Below are 18,147 nucleotides of genomic sequence, written 5' to 3'. Positions count from 1 at the left end.
AAGCAGCGGGCCTGTGATGTCAGCCGGCGACCACGCGCGGCGGGCCGGCCCACGGGGCGGCCAGCACGTCGGGCAGCAGGTCGGCGAGGTCTGTGGGGGCGAAGGGCACGGCCGCCCCGGCCACCTCCTCGACGCTCCACCAGCGGTGCGGCTCGTCGGCCAGCACCTCGAGCTCGGTGCGGGCACCCGGGTCGACGACGTGCTCGACGTCGCGGAGGACGAAGAACGTCTCGCGGCTGTCGATCTCCTGGTCGCCGAACCGACCCACGTGCCGGCGCAGCCACACCGGGCCCTCCAGCGCCGACGGCGGGACCACCAGGCCCACCTCCTCGGCGAGCTCGCGCGCGGCGGCCTCGCGCAGGGACTCGCCCTCCTCGACCCCGCCGCCGGGGGTGGCCCAGAACAGGACGTCGCCCGGGACGGCGTCCGGCCCCGTGAGCCTGGCACCGAGCAGCAGCACCCGGCCCTCGGGCGAGAGCACCAGCACCCGCGCCGTGGGTCGGACCCACGCCGTCACGCGTCGGCGTCCAGCGCCGCCCGGTCGGCGGCGGTCAGCTCGACCCCGGCCAGCAGGTCGGGACGACGGTCGGCCGTGCGCCGGATCGACTCGGCGCGCCGCCACCGGGCGATCGCGGCGTGGTCACCGGACAGCAGCACCGGGGGCACCTCGTGGCCCTGCCACACGGCCGGCCGGGTGTACGAGGGGCCCTCGAGCAGGCCGTCGGCGTGCGAGTCGAACTCCACGGACTCGGCGTTGCCGACGACGCCGGGGATCAGCCGGGTGACCGCCTCGACCATCACCAGGACGGCGGACTCACCGCCGGCCAGCACGTAGTCGCCGATGCTGACCTCCGACACGGGGCCGTGCTCGGCGGCCGCGTCGGCGACCCGCTGGTCGATGCCCTCGTAGCGCCCGCAGGCGAACACCAGGCCCGGTTCGGTGGCCCACCGCGCGGCGACGGCCTGCGTGAACGGGCGCCCGGCCGGGGTGGGGACGACGAGCCGGGTGCCCGGCGGGCGGACCTCGGCCAGCGCCCGACCCCAGGGCTCGGGGCGCAGCACCATGCCGGGGCCACCGCCGTAGGGGCTGTCGTCGACGGTGCGGTGCACGTCGTCGGTCCAGCGGCGGAGGTCGTGCACGCCGACCTCGACCAGCCCCTTGGCCGCGGCCTTGCCCAGCAGCGCCTGCCCCAGCGGGGTCAGGTACTCGGGGAAGATCGTGAGGACGTCGATCCTCACAGCTCGAGCAGCCCCTCGGGCGGGGTGATGACCAGGTGCCCGGCGACGAGGTCGACGGTGGGCACGATGGCGGTGACGAAGGGCACCAGCAGGTCGTGGGTGCCCGGCCGGCGCACGACCAGCAGCTCGGCGGCGTCGTGCCGGACCCCGGACACGGTGCCCACGACCGTGCCGTCGGTCAGCTGGACGGCCAGGCCGACCAGCTGGTGGTCGTAGAAGGAGTCGTCCTCGAGCTCGGGGAGATCGGCGACCTCGACCACGAGCAGGGTGTTGCGCAGGGCGTCGGCGGCCTGCCGGTCCCCGACCCCGGCGATGCGCAGGAGGAGGGTGCCCGAGTGCCACTTGACCGACTCGACGGTCAGCGGGCCGCGCTCGGCCGGCTCGGTGGCCAGCACGGCGCCCGCGGTGAAGCGGCGGTCGGGGTCGTCGGTGCGCACCTCGACGGTCACCTCACCGCGGACACCGTGGGGCCGGCCGATGCGGCCGACCACCACGGTGTCCGGTGGGGTGCCCTGCGGGCGCGGGGTGGTGCTCAGCGCCCGTCGGTGTCGACGACGTCGACCCGCAGGCCGCGTCCGCCGACACCGGTCATGACCTGGCGCAGCGCCTTGGCGGTGCGCCCGCCCCGACCGATGACCTTGCCGAGGTCCTCGGGGTTCACCCGGACCTCGAGGGTCTTGCCGCGCCGGCCCTCGATCAGGTCGACGGCGACGTCGTCGGGGTTGTCGACGATGCCCTTGACCAGGTGCTCGAGCGCCTCTTCGAGCACTGGTTACTCGGCAGCCGGGGTCTCGGCCGCGGGGGCCTCGGAGGACTCGTCGGCCTTCTCCTCGGCCTTGGGGGCGGCCTTCTTCTTCGGGGTGGTGGCACCGGCAGCCGGCTCGTCGGCGGCGGCGCGGGCGGCCTCCTCGTAGGCAGCCTTCTTGTCGGGCTTGGGGGCCGCGACCTTCATCGGGGCCGGGGCCGGCTCGCCCTTGAACTTCTGCCAGTCACCGGTCACGCGCAGGATCGCGGCGACGGCCTCGGTCGGCTGGGCGCCGACACCGAGCCAGTAGGCGGCGCGGTCGGCGTCGACCTCGATGAAGGAGGGGTCCTCCTTGGGGTGGTACTTGCCGATGGTCTCGATCGACCGGCCGTCGCGCTTGGTGCGGGCGTCGGCGACGACGATGCGGTAGTACGGCGCGCGCATCTTGCCGAGACGCATGAGCTTGATCTTGGTGGCCACGGTGTGTGGTGTGCTCCTCGTACGAGATTCGTGGGTGCCCGCCCCGACCGACGTGTGGGGTTGCGTCCGGGGGCGGTGCGGCTGGACACGCTCGTCGACGGTGAGAGGGCCGCCGGAGTCACGTGTTCGACCGCTCATCATGCCAGACGACGACAGGACGCCGGACGCTGCTGCCGGTCGCCGGCTGACCGCGGCGGCGGGCTACCCGCGGACGGCGGCGAGGACGGCGGCGGCGGCGCCGTCGACCGGGATCTCCTCGCGCTCGCCGGTGGCCCGGTCCCGCAGCTCGAGGACGCCGTCGACCAGGCCGCGGCCCACCGTGACGATGGTCGGCATGCCGAGCAGCTCGGCGTCCTTGAACTTCACGCCGGGGCTGACCTTCGGGCGGTCGTCGTAGAGCACGGTGAGCCCGGCGGCGACCAGTTCCTCGGAGAGCGCGCGGGCGGCCTCGAAGACGGCGGCGTCCTTGCCGGTGGCCACCACGTGCACGTCGGCCGGGGCGACCGCGCGCGGCCAGACCAGGCCCAGCTCGTCGTGGGTGGACTCGGCGATGGCGGCCACCGCGCGGGAGACCCCGACGCCGTAGGAGCCCATGGTCACCGTGACCAGCTTGCCGTTCTCGTCGAGCACCTTCAGGTCCAGCGCCTCGGCGAACTTGCGGCCCAGCGCGAACACGTGGCCCATCTCGACCCCGCGGGCCAGCTCCAGCGGACCCGACCCGTCCGGGGCGGGGTCACCGGCGCGCACCTCGGCGGCCTCGATGGTGCCGTCCCAGGTGAAGTCGCGCCCGGCGGTCAGGTCGAAGACGTGCTTGCCGGGCTCGTTGGCCCCCGTGATCCAGCGCGTGCCGGGCACCACGCGGGGGTCGACCAGGTACCGGATGCCCGACGCGGAGTCCGACCCCAGCGCCTGCGGCCCGATGTACCCCTTGACCAGCGCGGGGTGGGCGGCGAAGTCGGTGAAGGGCTCCACCTCCGCCGGGTGCACGACCGCCTCCAGCCGCTTGGCGTCGACCTCGCGGTCGCCGGGCAGACCGATGACCAGCGGCTCCGCGGTCCCGTCGGGGTGCCGCAGCTGGACGACGACGTTCTTCAGCGTGCTCGCCGCGGTGTAGCCGGCGTCCGGGAAGCGCTCGACGGCCACGGCCACCAGGGTGTCGATGGTCGGTGTGTCGGGGGTGTCCTCGACGTGCGCGGCGGGCAGGCCCTCGAGCGGGATCGGGTCGGGGACGACGGTGGTGACCGCCTCGACGTTGGCCGCGTAGCCGCCGGCCGAGCGCACGAAGGTGTCCTCGCCGATCGGGGTGGGGGTGAGGAACTCCTCGGACCGCGATCCGCCCATCGCCCCCGACATCGCCGAGACGATCACGTAGTCCAGGCCCAGCCGGTCGAAGATCCGGGTGTAGGCCTCGCGGTGGGCGGTGTACGAGCGCTCCTGGCCGGCGTCGTCGACGTCGAAGCTGTAGCTGTCCTTCATCACGAACTCGCGTGTGCGGAACAGCCCGGCCCGGGGCCGCGCCTCGTCCCGGTACTTGGTCTGGATCTGGTACAGCGAGAGCGGCAGGTCCTTGTACGAGCCGTAGAGGTCCTTCACCAGGAGCGTGAACATCTCCTCGTGGGTGGGGCCGAGCAGGAAGTCCGCACCCTTGCGGTCCTTGAGCCGGAAGATGTTGTCGCCGTACTCGGTCCAGCGGCCAGTCGCCTCGTAGGGCTCACGGGGCAGCAGGGCCGGGAAGTGGACCTCCTGCGCGCCCATCGCGTCCATCTCCTCGCGGACGATGCGCTCGACGTTGCGCAGCACCCGCCAGCCCAGCGGCAGCCAGGTGAAGCCACCGGGCGCGGCGCGCCGGATGTAGCCGGCGCGGGCGAGCAGGCGGTGGCTGGGGACCTCGGCGTCGGCCGGGTCGTCCCGGAGGGTGCGCACGAACAGGGTGGACATCGTCAGGAGCACGGGCGACATCCTCCCAGCCGTGGCCCGGGGGCCGGCCACCGGTTTCCCCGCCGCTCTCAGAGGTAGCGCTCCAGGAGCGCCGCGGTCCCGCGCAGCTCGTCCGCGGCCCCGGACGACCCGGCGGCGGCCAGCTGGTCGGCTGCGGCCAGCCGCTCGTCGCGCTCGGCCCGGAGGACCGCGACGACGTCGGCCGCGCTCAGCACCCGCCGCGGCGCCTCGGTTGCTCCCACCCCGGTGACCGCGCCTGCGACGGGCCCGTCAGCGGCGGGCCGACCGGCCTCCCGCACCGGGACGGACTCCGCGTTGGCCACCGCGCCCAGCGCTGCCCGCAGCACCGCCGTCGTGGTCCGGTCACGGGCCCGCATCGCGGCCGTCAGGTCCGCCCGCATCCACGCCACGAGGTCGTCCACGCCCTCACCATCGCAACGGGACGACGGGGAGGATGCCGGGATGGACCTGCCCCAGCAGCTGACCCCGGCGACGACCCTGCGCCGGGCACGGGTGGACGACGTCCCGGCCCTCGTGGCGCTGCTGGCCGACGACCCGCTGGGCAGCACCCGGGAGTCACCGGCCGACCTGCGCCCCTACCTGGACGCGTTCGCCGAGGTCGACGCCGACCCGGCGCACCTGCTGGTGGTGGTGCAGGCCGATGGCGGCGTGGTCGGCACCCTGCAGCTGACGGTGCTGCCCGGGCTGTCCCGGGGCGGCACCCGGCGGGCGCAGGTGGAGGCCGTCCGCGTGCACCGGGACCACCGGGGAGCCGGACTCGGCGCCGCCCTGGTGGGCTGGGCGGTCGAGGAGGCCGGACGGCGGGGCTGCGGCCTGGTCCAGCTGACCAGCGACGCGCAGCGGTCCGACGCCCACCGCTTCTACGAACGCCTGGGCTTCGCCCCCACCCACACCGGCTTCAAGCTCGAGCTGCCCGGTTGACCATCACCCGCGGGCGGTGACCACCCGGCCGCGGAGGAGCGTCAGCTGCGGCCGCGCCAGGGCGTCGAGGTCGGCCCGCGGGTCGGCGTCGTAGACGACCAGGTCCGCCGGGGCGCCCTCGACCAGGCCGGGCAGACCCAGCCACGCCCGTGCCGCCCACGAACCGGCGGCCAGCGCTGCCTCGCGGGGCAGACCGGCGGCGTGCAGCGCGCGGATCTCGTCGGCGATCACCCCGTGGTCGATGCCGCCGCCGGCGTCGGTGCCGGCGAACACCGGCACCCCCGCCTCGTACGCCGCGCGCACCACCGCCCCCGAGGAGGCGTGCAGGCGCCGCATCGTGGAGGCGTACTGCGGGAACTTGGCCTCGCCCGCCTCGGCGAACCCCGGGAAGTTCTCGACGTTCACCAGCGTGGGGACGACGGCGGTGCCGCGCGCCGCCATCTCGCCGACCAGCTCCTCGGTCAGGCCGGTGCCGTGCTCGACGCAGTCGATGCCCGCGCGGATCAACCCCGGCAGCGCATCGGTGCCGAAGGTGTGCGCGGTGACCCGGGCACCCTCGGCGTGCGCGGCGTCGATCGCGGCGACCAGGACGTCGTCGGGCCACAGCGGGCCGAGGTCGCCGGCACCCCGGTCGATCCAGTCGCCGACCAGCTTCACCCAGCCGTCTCCGCGGCGGGCCTGGGTGCGCACCTCGTCGACCAGGTCGGCCGGCTCGACCTCGACGGCGAGCCCGGGGATGTAGCGGCGGGTGCGGGCCACGTGCCGGCCGGCGCGCAGGATCCGCGGCAGGTCGGGCTCGTCGTCCAGGGCCCGGGTGTCGACCGGCGAGCCGCAGTCGCGCAGCAGGAGCACGCCGGCGTCGCGCTCGACGAGGGCCTGCTCGCGCGCGGCCGCGAGGTCCGCGACGTGGCCGCCGCCGCGGGCGATGCCGACGTGGCAGTGCGCGTCCACCAGCCCCGGCAGCACGAAGCCGCTGCGCGAGACCGTCTCGGCCCCCGGAACCGGTTCGAAGGTGATCCGGCCCTCGTGCACCCACAGGTCACGCTGCTCGCCGTCGGGCAGCAGCACGCCCCGCAGGTGCACGGTCAGCGGTCCTTGAACTGGCTGAAGTCCAGCTTGCTCAGGTCGGGCACGCCCTGGCCCGGCGGCAGCCCGGGGATCCCACCCGGCGGCATCCCGCCACCGATCTGCCGGCGGGCGGGAGCCTTCTTGCCCTTCTTCCCCTTGCGGGCGGCGACCTGCTGCTGGCGCCCGCGGGCCTTCTTGGACATCGGGCCCATGCCCGGCATGCCCATCGAGCCCGCCATCTGGCCCATCATCTTCTGGGCCTGCACGAAGCGCTCCAGCAACGAGTTGACCTCGGTGACGGTCACCCCGGAACCGTTGGCGATGCGCACCTTGCGGGAGGAGTTGATGATCTTGGTGTTGACCCGCTCGCCCGGGGTCATCGACCGGATGATCGCCGCGGTGCGGTCGAGGTCGCGGTCGTCGATGCTGGCCAGCTGCTCCTTCATCTGCCCGGCGCCGGGCAGCATCTTCAGCAGGTTCGCGATCGGCCCCATCCTGCGGATGGCCATCATCTGCTCGAGGAAGTCCTCGAGGGTGAAGCCGTCGCGGCTGGCGAGCTTGCCGGCCATCTTCTCGGCCTGGTCGGCGTCGAAGGCCTGCTCGGCCTGCTCGATGAGGGTGAGGACGTCGCCCATGCCCAGGATGCGCGAGGCCATGCGCTCGGGGTGGAAGACGTCGAAGTCGACGAGCTTCTCACCGGTCGAGGCGAACATGATCGGCTGCCCGGTCACCCCGCGCACCGACAGCGCGGCACCACCGCGGGCGTCGCCGTCGAGCTTGGTGAGCACGACGCCGGAGAACCCGACGCCCTCCTGGAAGGCGATCGCGGTGGTGACGGCGTCCTGGCCGATCATGGCGTCGACGACGAACAGCGTCTCGTCGGGCTGCACGGCGTCGCGGATGCCGGCGGCCTGCGCCATCAGCTCGGCGTCGATGCCCAGCCGGCCGGCGGTGTCGACCACGACGACGTCGTGCATCGTGCGGCGGGCGTGCTCGATCGACTCGCGGGCCACGGCGATCGGGTCGCCGACGCCGTTGCCCGGCTGCGGCGCGTAGACGTCCACCCCGGCCTGGCCGGCGACGATCGACAGCTGGTTCACCGCGTTGGGGCGCTGCAGGTCGCAGGCCACCAGCAGCGGGGTGTGCCCCTGCGCCTTGAGCCAGCGGCCCAGCTTGCCGGCCAGGGTCGTCTTGCCCGCGCCCTGCAGGCCGGCCAGCATGATCACCGTCGGCGAGGTCTTGGCGTAGCGGATGCGGCGGGTCTCACCGCCCAGGACGCCGACGAGCTCCTCGTTGACGATCTTGATGATCTGCTGCGCCGGGTTCAGCGCCTGGCTGACCTCGGACCCGCGGGCGCGGTCCTTGACCGCGGCGATGAACTCGCGGACCACCGGCAGGGCCACGTCGGCCTCGAGCAGGGCGATCCGGATCTCGCGGGCGGTGGCGTCGATGTCGGCGTCGGAGAGCCGACCCTTGCCGCGCAGCCCGGTGAAGACCTTGTCGAGCCGGTCGGAGAGGGTCTCGAACACAACACGTCCCTAGCAGCGGTGGATCACGGTCAGCGGTGGATCACGAGCGGTCCCCAGGGTATCCGGGGTCAGCGCGGGACCGGGTCGGGTGCCACCCCCGACGCGGCCGCGAGCAGCGCCTGCGCCGCGCGCCCCCGCTGCCCCTCGTCGACCGGCGTGCCCGACGGGTCGGCCAGGTAGAACGCGTCGACGGCGTCGGCCCCGAGCGTCTCGACCGTCGCGCCGCGGACGTCGAGCCCCTCGGCGGCCAGCGCGGCGGTCAGCCGGTACAGCAGCCCGGCGCGGTCGGCGGCCCGCACCTCGACGAGGGAGTTCGCGGCCCCGGTCGCCTCGGCGTCGAACCAGGACACCTTCGGGGGCGCCCCCCGGGAGCCGTCCTGGCGGTAGTCGCGCTCGCGCTGGGCCAACCGCTCCCCCAGCGGCAGCGTGCCCTCCATGGCCGCCCGCACGGCGTCGGCCAGGATCCCGGGCACCGGCGCCCGGCCGAACCGCGGACGGACGGCGAAGACCGACGTCGCGTAGCCGGCCTCCACGGTGACCCGCGCGGCCCGGACGTCGAGCTGGTTGAGCGCCAGCACCCCGGCGCACAGGCTGAACAACCCGGGCCGGTCGGGTGCCCCGATGGTCACCTGCTGGCCGTCGACGACGTCCTCGACGCCGACGGTGACGGGGCGGGTGGGCCCGGGGATCTCCGGGGCCGGGGTCTCGGCCTGGGGTGCGCTGGGCTCGAGCACCGGTTCGGGCACCGTGACCGACCCGAGCCGCGCGGCGACCCGGCCGACCAGCGCGGCCACCAGGTGGGCCTTCCACGGCGACCAGGCCGAGCTCGAGGTGGCCGCCCCGTCGGCCTGGGCCAGCGCGTGCAGCAGCTGCAGCAGCGCGCGGTCCCCGCCGATCGTCTCGACGACGCGGTCGATGGTGGCCGGGTCGTCGAGGTCGCGGTGGGTGGCGACGTCGGGCAGCACGAGGTGGAACCGCACCATGGCGACCAGCACCTCGACGTCGGCCGGGGGGAAGCCCATGCGCGCGGCGATGCCGCGGATCAGCACCCCGCCCACCTCGGAGTGGTCCCCCGGCCGGCCTTTGCCGATGTCGTGCAGCAGGGCGCCGACCAGCAGCAGGTCCGGGCGGTCGACGTCCCGGGTCAGCGCCGCCGCCGCGGCCGCGGCCTCGACCAGGTGCCGGTCGACGGTGAACCGGTGCCAGGGGTGCCGCTGCGGCAGGGACCGGACGTGGTCCCACTCGGGCAGCATGCGGACCAGCAGGCCCTCCTGGTCCAGCTGCTCGAGCACGGGGACGGCGCTGCGCCCGCTGGCCAGCAGCCGCAGGAACGACCAGCGCACCTCGGCCGGCCACGGCTCGGGCAACGGCGGGGCGTGCACGGCGAGCACCTTGAGCGTGTACGGCGACAGCCGCAGGTCGGCGTGGGCGGCCGCGGCGGCGCCGCGCAGCACGAGACCCGGGTCCGCGGCGGGCCGGGCGTCGCGGGCCAGCACGACCTCGTCGCCCTGGCGCACGACCCCCTCGGCCAGCGGTTCGCGGTGGACCCGGCGGTAGCGCGCCCGGGGCCGCCGCACCAAGGCGGCGTCCACCCGCCGCCAGGCCTCGTCGGCCACGAACGCCAGCCTCCGGCCGGCCAGGCTCACCCGCCGCAGCAGGACGTCGTCGTCGGCCAGGCCCAGGGCGGTGGCCACGCCGGGCTGCTCCTGCCGGACCAGGACGTCGGTGCCCCGCCGGGCGCGACGCCGCAGCTCGTCGCGGACGTCGACCAGGAGGGCGTAGGCCTCCTCGGCGTCGGCGGGCGGCTGGTCGACCAGCTGGGCCAGGGACAGCGCCCGCAGCACCTGCCCCTCGCGGAGCCCGCCGTAGGCCTCCTTGAGGTCGGGCTCCAGCAGGAAGCCCAGCTCCCCCACGGTGCGGATCCGGCCGCGCCGCAGGTCGTGCAGCTCGGGCAGCAGCCGGCTCGCCGACTGCCGCCAGCCGGCGAGGGTGGCCGAGCGCAGTGCGGTGGCCAGGTCGGCGTCGCCGGCGACCAGCCGCACGTCGAGCAGCCCCAGCCCCGCCTTGACGTCGGTGCCCGCCACCTGGACGGCCTCGGCGACCGTGCGCACCGAGTGGTCCAGCTGGTGGCCGGCGTCCCAGATCGGGTACCAGAGGGCGTCGGCGACGGCGGCGATCCCGGGCCGGCCGTCGTGCACCAGCACCAGGTCCAGGTCGCCGAGGGGGGCCGGCTCGCGGCGGCCCAGGCTGCCCACGGCGACCAGCGCGATGCCGGTCCCGGGCGCCGGGGCGGGTTGGCCCCGGCGACCCCTCGGTGCGGGGGCCGACGCCAGGGCGCCGGTCAGCAGCCCGGACAACCAGCCGTCGAGGGCGGCCACCCGGCCCGCGCGGTCCAGGGCGGCGATGTCCTCCGGCCGCGGCGCGGTGTCGGCGGCTGCGGGCGGCGGTGCGGGGTCGACCACGGGGGCACCTCTCACGGGTGGGCGGCAGCGGTGCCGCGCGACGTGTGCTGGACGCGCCGTCGGCCGGGGCGGTGGTCGTCCCACCACCCCGGCCGACGGGTCGTGCTGCGCTGCGAGGGTGGGCTAGAGCGCGTCCGCCCCGCGCTCGCCGGTGCGGACGCGCACGATCTCGTCGATCGTGGTCACCCACACCTTGCCGTCGCCGATCTGGCCGGTGGAGGCGGACTCCACGACGGCGTCGACCACGCGGGCGGCGTCGGTCTCGCTGACGACGACCTCGATGCGGACCTTGGGGACGAAGTCCACCTGGTACTCCGCACCGCGGTAGACCTCGGTGTGGCCGCGCTGGCGGCCGAAGCCCTGGACCTCGCTGACGGTCAGACCGGCGATGCCGATCAGCTCGAGGGCGTTCTTGACGTCGTCCAGCTTGAACGGCTTGACGATCGCGGTGACCAGCTTCATCAGTGCGAACCCTCCACGGTCTTGGCGGTGGTGGCCTGGTGCAGGGCGGAACCGCTGCCGCCGCTCAGGCTGGTGAAGTCGTAGCCGGACTCGGCGTGCACGACGTTGTCGATACCGGCGACCTCGTCCTCCTCGCTGATCCGGAAGCCCATCGTCTTCTCGATGGCCAACCCGATCACGTAGGTCAGGACGAAGGAGACCACGAGGACGGCGACGGCGCCCACGACCTGGCGCCACAGCTGGTCGACGCTGCCGCCGAAGAACAGGCTCTCGACGCCGGCGGGGGCGTCCGGGTCGGCCAGGAAGCCGATGGCGATGGTGCCCCAGAGACCGCCGACCAGGTGCACGCCGACCACGTCGAGGGAGTCGTCGTAGCCGAAGCGGTACTTCAGGCCGACGGCCAGGGCGCAGAGCACACCGGCGAGGGCACCCAGGATGATCGCGCCGACCGGCGAGACCGCGGAGCAGGCGGGGGTGATCGCGACCAGACCCGCGACGACGCCGGAGGCGCCACCGAGCGAGGTGGAGTGGCCGTCGCGGATCTTCTCCGTCAGCAGCCAGCCCAGGGCAGCGGCGCCGGTGGCGACCAGGGTGTTCACCCAGACCACGGCGGCGGTGTTGTTCGCGGCCAGGGCGGAACCGGCGTTGAAGCCGAACCAGCCGAACCACAGCAGCCCGGCGCCGATCATGACCAGCGGCAGGTTGTGCGGGCGCATCGCCTCGCGGCCGAAGCCGCGGCGCTTGCCCAGGACCAGGGCCAGGGCCAGGCCCGCGGCACCGGCGTTGATGTGGACGGCGGTGCCACCGGCGAAGTCGATCGCCTTGAGGTTGTTGGCGATCCAGCCGCCGACGTGGGTGACGGTGCCGTCGTCGGCGGTGATCGTGAAGTCGAAGACCCAGTGGGCGATCGGGAAGTAGACGATCGTGGCCCACACGCCCGAGAAGACCATCCAGGCGCCGAACTTGGCGCGGTCGGCGATGGCGCCGGAGATCAGCGCGACGGTGATGATCGCGAAGACGGCCTGGAAGCCGACGAAGGCCATGACCGGGTAGCCGCCGGCGTCGGTGGTGAGGTCCTCCATCAGGCCCTTGAGGCCGAAGAACTCACCGGGGTTGCCGAGCAGACCGGCGCCCACGTCGTTGCCGAAGGCCACGGAGTAGCCGTAGAGCACCCAGAGCACGCTGATCAGCGCAGCGGCTCCGAAGCTCATCATCATCATGTTGAGGACGCTCTTCGCGCGGACCATGCCGCCGTAGAAGAGCGCGAGGCCGGGGGTCATCAGCAGCACGAGCGCGGCGCTGGTGAGGATCCAGGCGGTGTCGCCGGTGTTGACCACGGCAACCTCCTGATCAGGGGTCGTCGGCCATCGGCCGCGTCGGGGGGACGCCGAAGACAGTGCCGACCCCGTGTTTCCGGGGGCGGCGCACACGTGTTTCCGGGTCGTGAACTCGCCCCCGCGTGTCGTGCCGTCGTGTTCCGGTCACGTTGCCGACCCGTACGGGTGGTGTCGCTGCACCTTGTTGCGAGGGTTGTGCAGCTGCGAGGGATCGGCATTAAGGTCCCGCCGTGACCTCCACCGTCGACACCCCCGCGACCGCGCAGCAGGGCTTCAGCACCCGCGACCGGCGCAGCATCGCCGGCACCGCCGCCGTCGTCGTCGTCCTGCACGTGCTGGGGTGGGGCGTCCTGGCGTTCGCCGTGGCCCCGCAACGGTTCGACCTGGGCAGCGCCGGGGTGCTCGGCCTCGGCGTCGGGCTCACCGCCTACCTGCTCGGGGTGCGGCACGCCTTCGACGCCGACCACATCGCCGTCATCGACAACACCACCCGCAAGCTGGTCGGCGAGGGCAAGCGCGCGGTCAGCACGGGCTTCTGGTTCTCCCTGGGCCACTCCACCGTCGTCCTGGTGGCCGGGGTGCTGCTCGCGGTCGGCGTCCGGTCCGTCGCGGGGGTCATCCAGGACGAGGACTCCGGGACGGCGGCCACCCTGGGGCTGATCGGCACCGTGGTCGCCGGGGGCTTCCTGCTGCTGATCGGGCTGACCAACCTGGTGTCGGTGATCGGCATCGCCCGGGTGTTCCGCGGCATGCGCTCGGGTGAGCTGGACGAGGCCGCCCTGGAGCACCACCTGCACAACCGCGGCCTGCTGGCCCGGCTGCTGGGCCGCGCGACCCGGCGGGTCAGCAAGGCCTGGCACCTGTACCCGGTGGGCCTGCTCATGGGCCTGGGCTTCGACACCGCCACCCAGGTCGGCCTGCTGGTCCTGATCGCGGGCTCGGCGGCGTTCGTGCTGCCCTGGTACGCGATCGTCGTGCTGCCGGTGCTGTTCATGGCCGGCATGAGCCTGTTCGACACCGCCGACGGCGTGCTCATGACCCGGGCCTACGGGTGGGCCCTGGTCAAGCCCGTGCGCAAGGTGTTCTACAACCTGACGGTCACCGTGCTGTCGGTGACCGTCGCCCTGGGCGTCGGCGGGCTGGTCCTGATCGGCCTGCTGGTCGAGCAGCTGCACATCGAGTCCGGCCCGCTGGCCTGGCTGGCCTCGTGGAACCTCGACTACGTCGGCTTCGGCATCGTCGGCCTCTTCGTGCTCACCTGGGCGGTCGCCCTCGCCGTCTGGCGGGTCGGCCGCGTGGAGGAGCGCTACTCGGCCTGACCGCCGACCAGGGCCTCGGCGAAGGCGCGGGGCTCGAAGGGGGCCAGGTCGTCGGCGCCCTCGCCCAGCCCGACCAGCTTGACCGGGATGCCCAGCTCGCGCTGCACCGAGACCACGATGCCGCCCTTGGCCGTGCCGTCGAGCTTGGTGAGCACGATGCCGGTGACGGTGACGGCCTCGGTGAACACCCGGGCCTGCACGACGCCGTTCTGGCCGGTGGTGGCGTCCAGGACCAGCAGCACCTCGTCCACCGGGCTCAGCTTCTCGACGACCCGCTTGACCTTGCCCAGCTCGTCCATCAGCCCGCTCTTGGTGTGCAGCCGCCCGGCGGTGTCCACGAGCACGGCGTCGACGTCGGCCTCGCGGCCCACCTTGACCGCCTCGTAGGCGACCGACGCCGGGTCGCCGCCCTCGGCGCCGCGCACGGTCGGGACGCCGACCCGCTCGCCCCAGGTCTCGAGCTGGTCGGCGGCGGCGGCGCGGAAGGTGTCGGCGGCACCCAGCAGGACGCTGCGGCCGTCGCCCACGAGCACCCGCGCGATCTTCCCGCAGGTGGTGGTCTTGCCGGCCCCGTTGACCCCGACGACCAGCACGACGGCGGGCCGGTCCAGCTCGCGGTCGGTGGCCAGCGTGCGGTCCAGGTCCGGGCCCAGGACGGCGGTCAGCTCGGACACCAGCAGGTCGCGCAGCGCAGCGCCGTCCCCGGTCGCGAGCACGAGGGACTGCGTGCGCAGGCGCTGCACGATCTGGGTGGTGGCGGCGACGCCGACGTCGGCGGCCAGGAGGGTCTCCTCGATCTCCTCCCAGTCGTCCTCGGTCAGCTTCTCCCGGGCCAGCACGGTGAGCAGGCCGCGGCCCAGGGAGGACTGCGACCGGGCGAGCCGGCTGCGCAGCCGCACCAGCCGGCCGGCCGAGGGCGGCGGGACGTCGAAGACCAGGCCGGGCTCGGGCTCGGCGGGGGGCAGGTCGGCAGGCGGGACGAGGGTGTCCCCGGAGACGGGCGACGCATCGGGTGCGGTGCCGACGGGGGGCACCGTCGTCGGCGCGGTGGTGACCGGGGGCGCGGGGTCGGTGGGCCGCGGCCGGGTCAGCGTCGTCCCGCGGGCCGCGTCGTCGTCCAGCCGGGTGGTGCGTCGTCCGCGGCCGACCAGGAGGCCGACCCCGACGAGCAGGGCGACGACGACGACCGCGACGGCGATGAGCACGAACTCCATGCCCAGGAGTCTCCCAGCCCGTCCTGGGCAGCACCGGGTGCGGTGCGGGAAGGTGGTGGCCGTGCCCGACGACCCCCGGCTGGTGCTCGGCCCCCTGCTGCGCCACGTCGACCCCGTGTCCGCGACCGTCTGGGTCGAGACCGACCGCCCGTGCACCGTGCGCGTCCTCGACGCCGTGGCCCGCACGTTCTGCGTGGGCGGCCACCACTTCGCCCTGCTGGTGGTCGAGGGCCTCGAGCCGGGCAGCACGACGCCCTACGAGGTGCACCTGGACGACGCGCGGGTCTGGCCGCCCCGGCACTCGCCCTTCCCGCCCAGCCGGATCCGCACCCCCGGCGGCCCGGGGCCCTTCCGGATCGCCTTCGGCTCCTGCCGCTACGCGACCCCGGCCTCGGTCGACGCCCGCGACGGCATCCCGCCCGACGCCCTGGACTGCTACGCGGTGCAGCTGGCCGGCACCGACCAGGCGCAGTGGCCCGACGCGCTGGTGCTGCTCGGCGACCAGGTCTACGCCGACGAGACGACGCCACCCACCCAGGCGTGGCTGGCCTCCCGCCGCGACCTCTCGGTGGCGCCGGGCACCCAGGTCGCCGACTTCGAGGAGTACACCCGGCTCTACCGGGAGTCGTGGGGCGACCCCGAGGTCCGCTGGCTGCTCTCGACCATCCCCTCGGCGATGATCTTCGACGACCACGAGATGATCGACGACTGGAACACCTCGGCCGCCTGGCGTGACTCCGTCGTCGAGCAACCGTGGTGGCGCCGGCGGATCACCGGCGGCCTGACCAGCTACTTCGTCTACCAGCACCTGGGCAACCTGTCGCCGGCCGAGCTGGCCGACAACGCCACCTGGCAGGCGATGCAGGGCGACGGCGACGCCCCGGTCGACGCCGAGCCGATGCTCACCGCCATGGCGCAGGCCGCCGACGGCGACCCCACCGCGTTCCGGTGGAGCTACGTGCGGCACTGGGACCACGTCCGGCTGGTGATGGTCGACAGCCGCGCCGGGCGGGTGCTCACCGAGGCCGACCGGCAGATCCTGGACGACGCCGAGTTCACCTGGGTCGAGGAGGCCGTGCGCGAGGCGGTCGCCGACGGCGTGCAGCACGTGCTGGTCGGCACCTCGCTGCCGTGGCTGCTGCCGCACGCCGTCCACGACATCGAGCGCTGGAACCAGACCCTCGCCGTCCGGCACCACGGCCGGCTCGTCGGCCGGCTGGCCGAGAAGCTGCGGCAGGCCGCCGACCTCGAGCACTGGGCAGCGTTCGGGCAGTCCTTCGAGCGGCTGGGCCGGCTGCTGGTGTCGGTGGCCGGAGGCGAGGCCGGGCCGGCGCCGGCCACCGTCCTGGTGCTCTCCGGCGACGTCCACCACGCCTACGCCGCGGAGCTGGTGCAGCCCGCCGGCCTCACCGGACGGGTGCACCAGCTGACGGTCTCGCCGCTGCACAACCAGGCGCCGCACGCCATCGAGGTCGGCTTCCGCATCGGCTGGAGCCGGTGGGCCCGGACGATCACCGGGTCGATCGCGAAGGCCGCCCGGGTCCGCCGCACCGGTCTGGAGTGGCGCAAGCAGGCCGGTCCGTTCTTCGGCAACGAGCTCGGCGAGCTGGTCCTCGACGGCCGCGACGCCCGGTTCCGGCTGTGGGCCACCAGCCGGGACGACGCCGGCGGCCCGGTGTTCACCCGGGTGCTCGACACCGAGCTGTCGTGATCCCGCGTCAGCCCAGTTCGTCTCGCCAGGAGTGCCGGGGGTCGTAGCCGAGCAGCCGGCGGGCCTTGTCGATGGAGTAGAAGGTCTCGTCGCGTCCCATCTCCCGGCGCACCTCGACCCCGGGGTAGAAGCGCTCCCGGACCTCGTCGGTGGTGAGCGAGACCGACATGTCGGCGTTCGCGACGTTGAAGACCTCGTAGCCCAGCCCGTCGGTGGTGAGGCAGCGCTGCACGATCTGCCCGAGGTCGCGGGTGTCGATGTAGGCGAACAGGTTGCGCCGGCGCAGGGCGGGGTCCTCGAGGAACGCGGGGAACAGCTCCGCGTACTCGTGCGGCTCGACCACGTTGTTGATCCGCAGCCCGTAGACGTCGGCCCCGCTGCGGGCCTGGAACGACCGCGCGGTCACCTCGCCGGCGACCTTGCTCATCGCGTAGGAGTCCTCGGGCACCGTCGGGTGCTCCTCGTCGACCGGCAGGTACTCGGGCCTCCGCTCCCCCTGGGCGAAGCACACGCCGTAGGTGGTCTCCGACGAGGCGAAGACCACCTTGGGGATGCCCAGCCGGGTGGCCGCCTCCAGGACGTTGTAGGTGCTGAGGATGTTCGTGGCGTAGGTGGTGGCGTCCGGGGCGAGCAGGATCGCCGGGATCGCGGCGAAGTGGACGACGGCGTCGTAGGCCGGCACCGCGGCGCCCTCGAGGTCGGCGCTGCGGGCGGCACCGGCGAGGGCGGAGTACGTCTGCCCGAGGTCGGTGAGGTCGACGCGCAGGTCGGCGATGCCGTCGTGGCGCAGCGGGGTCAGGTCGGCGTTGGTGACCTCGTGCCCCTGGTCGGCCAGGAACGGGGCGACGTGGTGGCCGGCCTTGCCCGAGCCGCCGGTGAAGAAGATGCGCATGCCGGCCATGCAACCCGGCCCCGCACGATCCCGCCTGGGAAGCTCGAGCGGTGACCTCCGTACGCCTGGTGACCTTCAACATCCACCACGGGGTGGGCGACGACCGCCGGCACGACCTGGCCCGGATCGCCGGGGTCCTGGCCGCGGCCGACCCCGACGTCGTCTGCCTGCAGGAGGTCGACCGGACCTTCGGCCCCCGCAGCGAGGGGGTCGACCAGGCCGAGCTGCTCGCCCGGGCCCTGGACCGCGAACTGGTGTGGGCCTCGGCGATCGAGGAGCCCCGGCGCGACGGGCCGGCCAAGCGGTACGGCAACGCGCTGCTCACGCGGTTGCCCGTGGCCAACGACGCCGCGCACCGGCTGCCCGGGCACGGCGAGCCCCGCGCCGCGGTGCGCGCCGACCTGGTCGTGGCCGGCGGCGCGCTGACCGTCGTCGCCACCCACCTGTCCAGCGACTCGGCGCGCTCGCGTGCGGCCCAGGCCGAGGCGCTGGTCGGGCTGCTGCCCCCGCCGGGCCGGGCCGCGGTGGTCGCCGGCGACCTCAACTGCGGGGCGTCGGCCACCGAGCTCACCCCGCTGCGCGGGCGGCTGGACGACGGCTGGTCCCGGGCCGGCGCCCGCCGGGACCAGGCCCGCCGGTGGCAGGTGTGGAAGCGCGACCTCGGCCTCACCCACCCGGCCCGTCGGCCGCGGCTGCGCATCGACCTGGTGTGGGTCTCCCCCGAGGTGCGGGTGACCGGGGCCGCCGTCCTCGACGGCTCGCGCTGCTCGGACCACCACCCCCTCCAGGTCGACCTCGACGTCTGACCG

The 18,147-nt window shown here is 74.3% G+C and carries 18 protein-coding genes; 4 read left to right on the top strand and 14 right to left on the bottom strand.

All coding sequences use genetic code 11. The annotated features are described in order from the left end of the window. Window positions 1–19: 19 nt before the first annotated feature. From BLS67_RS08325 to BLS67_RS23730, 7 genes are all read right to left on the bottom strand, one after another. Window positions 20–517: an NUDIX hydrolase gene (locus tag BLS67_RS08325; RefSeq protein WP_091242856.1), complete on the bottom strand. Its 498-nt coding sequence runs from the start codon at window positions 515–517 to the stop codon at window positions 20–22. Beyond that, window positions 514–1,239 (bottom strand): tRNA (guanosine(37)-N1)-methyltransferase TrmD, encoded by a 726-nt coding sequence (gene trmD / locus BLS67_RS08320; RefSeq protein ID WP_091242852.1) that lies wholly within the window; start codon window positions 1,237–1,239, stop codon window positions 514–516. The genes BLS67_RS08325 and trmD overlap by 4 nt, the downstream gene beginning before the upstream one ends. Next, a complete protein-coding gene (gene rimM / locus BLS67_RS08315) occupies window positions 1,236–1,730 on the bottom strand; it encodes a ribosome maturation factor RimM (protein WP_278247119.1) in 495 nt (164 codons plus the stop codon). The genes trmD and rimM overlap by 4 nt, the downstream gene beginning before the upstream one ends. A 41-nt stretch (window positions 1,731–1,771) precedes the next feature. Further along, the gene (locus tag BLS67_RS08310; RefSeq protein ID WP_091242846.1) at window positions 1,772–2,008 is read right to left on the bottom strand and encodes an RNA-binding protein; all 237 of its coding nucleotides are present in this window, start codon (window positions 2,006–2,008) and stop codon (window positions 1,772–1,774) included. Between the two features lie 3 nt (window positions 2,009–2,011). After that, window positions 2,012–2,464: a 30S ribosomal protein S16 gene (rpsP, locus tag BLS67_RS08305; RefSeq protein ID WP_091242842.1), complete on the bottom strand. Its 453-nt coding sequence runs from the start codon at window positions 2,462–2,464 to the stop codon at window positions 2,012–2,014. Window positions 2,465–2,665: 201 nt separating this feature from the next. Continuing rightward, window positions 2,666–4,423 (bottom strand): proline--tRNA ligase, encoded by a 1,758-nt coding sequence (locus BLS67_RS08300; protein WP_242653922.1) that lies wholly within the window; start codon window positions 4,421–4,423, stop codon window positions 2,666–2,668. Between the two features lie 47 nt (window positions 4,424–4,470). Beyond that, window positions 4,471–4,824 (bottom strand): GatB/YqeY domain-containing protein, encoded by a 354-nt coding sequence (locus BLS67_RS23730; protein WP_091242835.1) that lies wholly within the window; start codon window positions 4,822–4,824, stop codon window positions 4,471–4,473. 40 nt (window positions 4,825–4,864) lie between these two features. Between BLS67_RS23730 and BLS67_RS08290 the strand changes: the two genes are divergently transcribed. Continuing rightward, window positions 4,865–5,344, top strand: a complete 480-nt coding sequence (locus BLS67_RS08290) for a GNAT family N-acetyltransferase (protein WP_091242831.1) — start codon at window positions 4,865–4,867, stop codon at window positions 5,342–5,344. 3 nt (window positions 5,345–5,347) lie between these two features. Here BLS67_RS08290 and BLS67_RS08285 read toward each other — a convergent pair whose 3' ends face one another. The 5 genes from BLS67_RS08285 to BLS67_RS08265 form a co-directional block, all read right to left on the bottom strand. Then, on the bottom strand, window positions 5,348–6,427 hold the full coding sequence (locus BLS67_RS08285; protein WP_091242828.1) for an amidohydrolase family protein: 1,080 nt from the start codon (window positions 6,425–6,427) through the stop codon (window positions 5,348–5,350). A 2-nt stretch (window positions 6,428–6,429) separates the two neighbouring features. Next, complete coding sequence (ffh, locus tag BLS67_RS08280; RefSeq protein ID WP_091242825.1) at window positions 6,430–7,941, bottom strand: signal recognition particle protein; 1,512 nt, start codon at window positions 7,939–7,941, stop codon at window positions 6,430–6,432. Window positions 7,942–8,009: 68 nt separating this feature from the next. After that, a complete protein-coding gene (locus BLS67_RS08275; RefSeq protein ID WP_242653921.1) occupies window positions 8,010–10,403 on the bottom strand; it encodes a [protein-PII] uridylyltransferase in 2,394 nt (797 codons plus the stop codon). Between the two features lie 123 nt (window positions 10,404–10,526). Beyond that, window positions 10,527–10,865, bottom strand: a complete 339-nt coding sequence (locus BLS67_RS08270) for a P-II family nitrogen regulator (RefSeq protein WP_056288122.1) — start codon at window positions 10,863–10,865, stop codon at window positions 10,527–10,529. Next, complete coding sequence (locus BLS67_RS08265) at window positions 10,865–12,202, bottom strand: ammonium transporter (RefSeq protein ID WP_091242822.1); 1,338 nt, start codon at window positions 12,200–12,202, stop codon at window positions 10,865–10,867. The genes BLS67_RS08270 and BLS67_RS08265 overlap by 1 nt, the downstream gene beginning before the upstream one ends. Before the next feature lie 230 nt (window positions 12,203–12,432). On the opposite strand from BLS67_RS08265, the gene nicT reads away from it, so the two are divergent. After that, a complete protein-coding gene (gene nicT / locus BLS67_RS08260) occupies window positions 12,433–13,521 on the top strand; it encodes a Nickel transporter NicT (protein WP_091242819.1) in 1,089 nt (362 codons plus the stop codon). Here the strand turns inward: nicT and ftsY are convergent. After that, complete coding sequence (gene ftsY, locus BLS67_RS08255) at window positions 13,509–14,735, bottom strand: signal recognition particle-docking protein FtsY (protein WP_091242816.1); 1,227 nt, start codon at window positions 14,733–14,735, stop codon at window positions 13,509–13,511. The two genes, nicT and ftsY, sit on opposite strands and share 13 nt — an antisense overlap. A 61-nt stretch (window positions 14,736–14,796) precedes the next feature. Between ftsY and BLS67_RS08250 the strand changes: the two genes are divergently transcribed. After that, window positions 14,797–16,446: an alkaline phosphatase D family protein gene (locus BLS67_RS08250; protein WP_242653920.1), complete on the top strand. Its 1,650-nt coding sequence runs from the start codon at window positions 14,797–14,799 to the stop codon at window positions 16,444–16,446. Between the two features lie 7 nt (window positions 16,447–16,453). Here the strand turns inward: BLS67_RS08250 and BLS67_RS08245 are convergent, their stop codons facing one another. After that, the gene (locus BLS67_RS08245) at window positions 16,454–17,338 is read right to left on the bottom strand and encodes an NAD-dependent epimerase/dehydratase family protein (RefSeq protein WP_091243177.1); all 885 of its coding nucleotides are present in this window, start codon (window positions 17,336–17,338) and stop codon (window positions 16,454–16,456) included. A gap of 50 nt (window positions 17,339–17,388) precedes the next feature. Between BLS67_RS08245 and BLS67_RS08240 the strand changes: the two genes are divergently transcribed. Continuing rightward, complete coding sequence (locus BLS67_RS08240) at window positions 17,389–18,144, top strand: endonuclease/exonuclease/phosphatase family protein (protein WP_091242810.1); 756 nt, start codon at window positions 17,389–17,391, stop codon at window positions 18,142–18,144. Window positions 18,145–18,147 lie beyond the last annotated feature (3 nt).

Source organism: Klenkia soli (genome assembly GCF_900103975.1).
GTDB classification, from domain to species: Bacteria; Actinomycetota; Actinomycetes; order Mycobacteriales; family Geodermatophilaceae; genus Klenkia; species Klenkia soli.
This window is presented reverse-complemented; position numbering and strand designations above follow the sequence as displayed.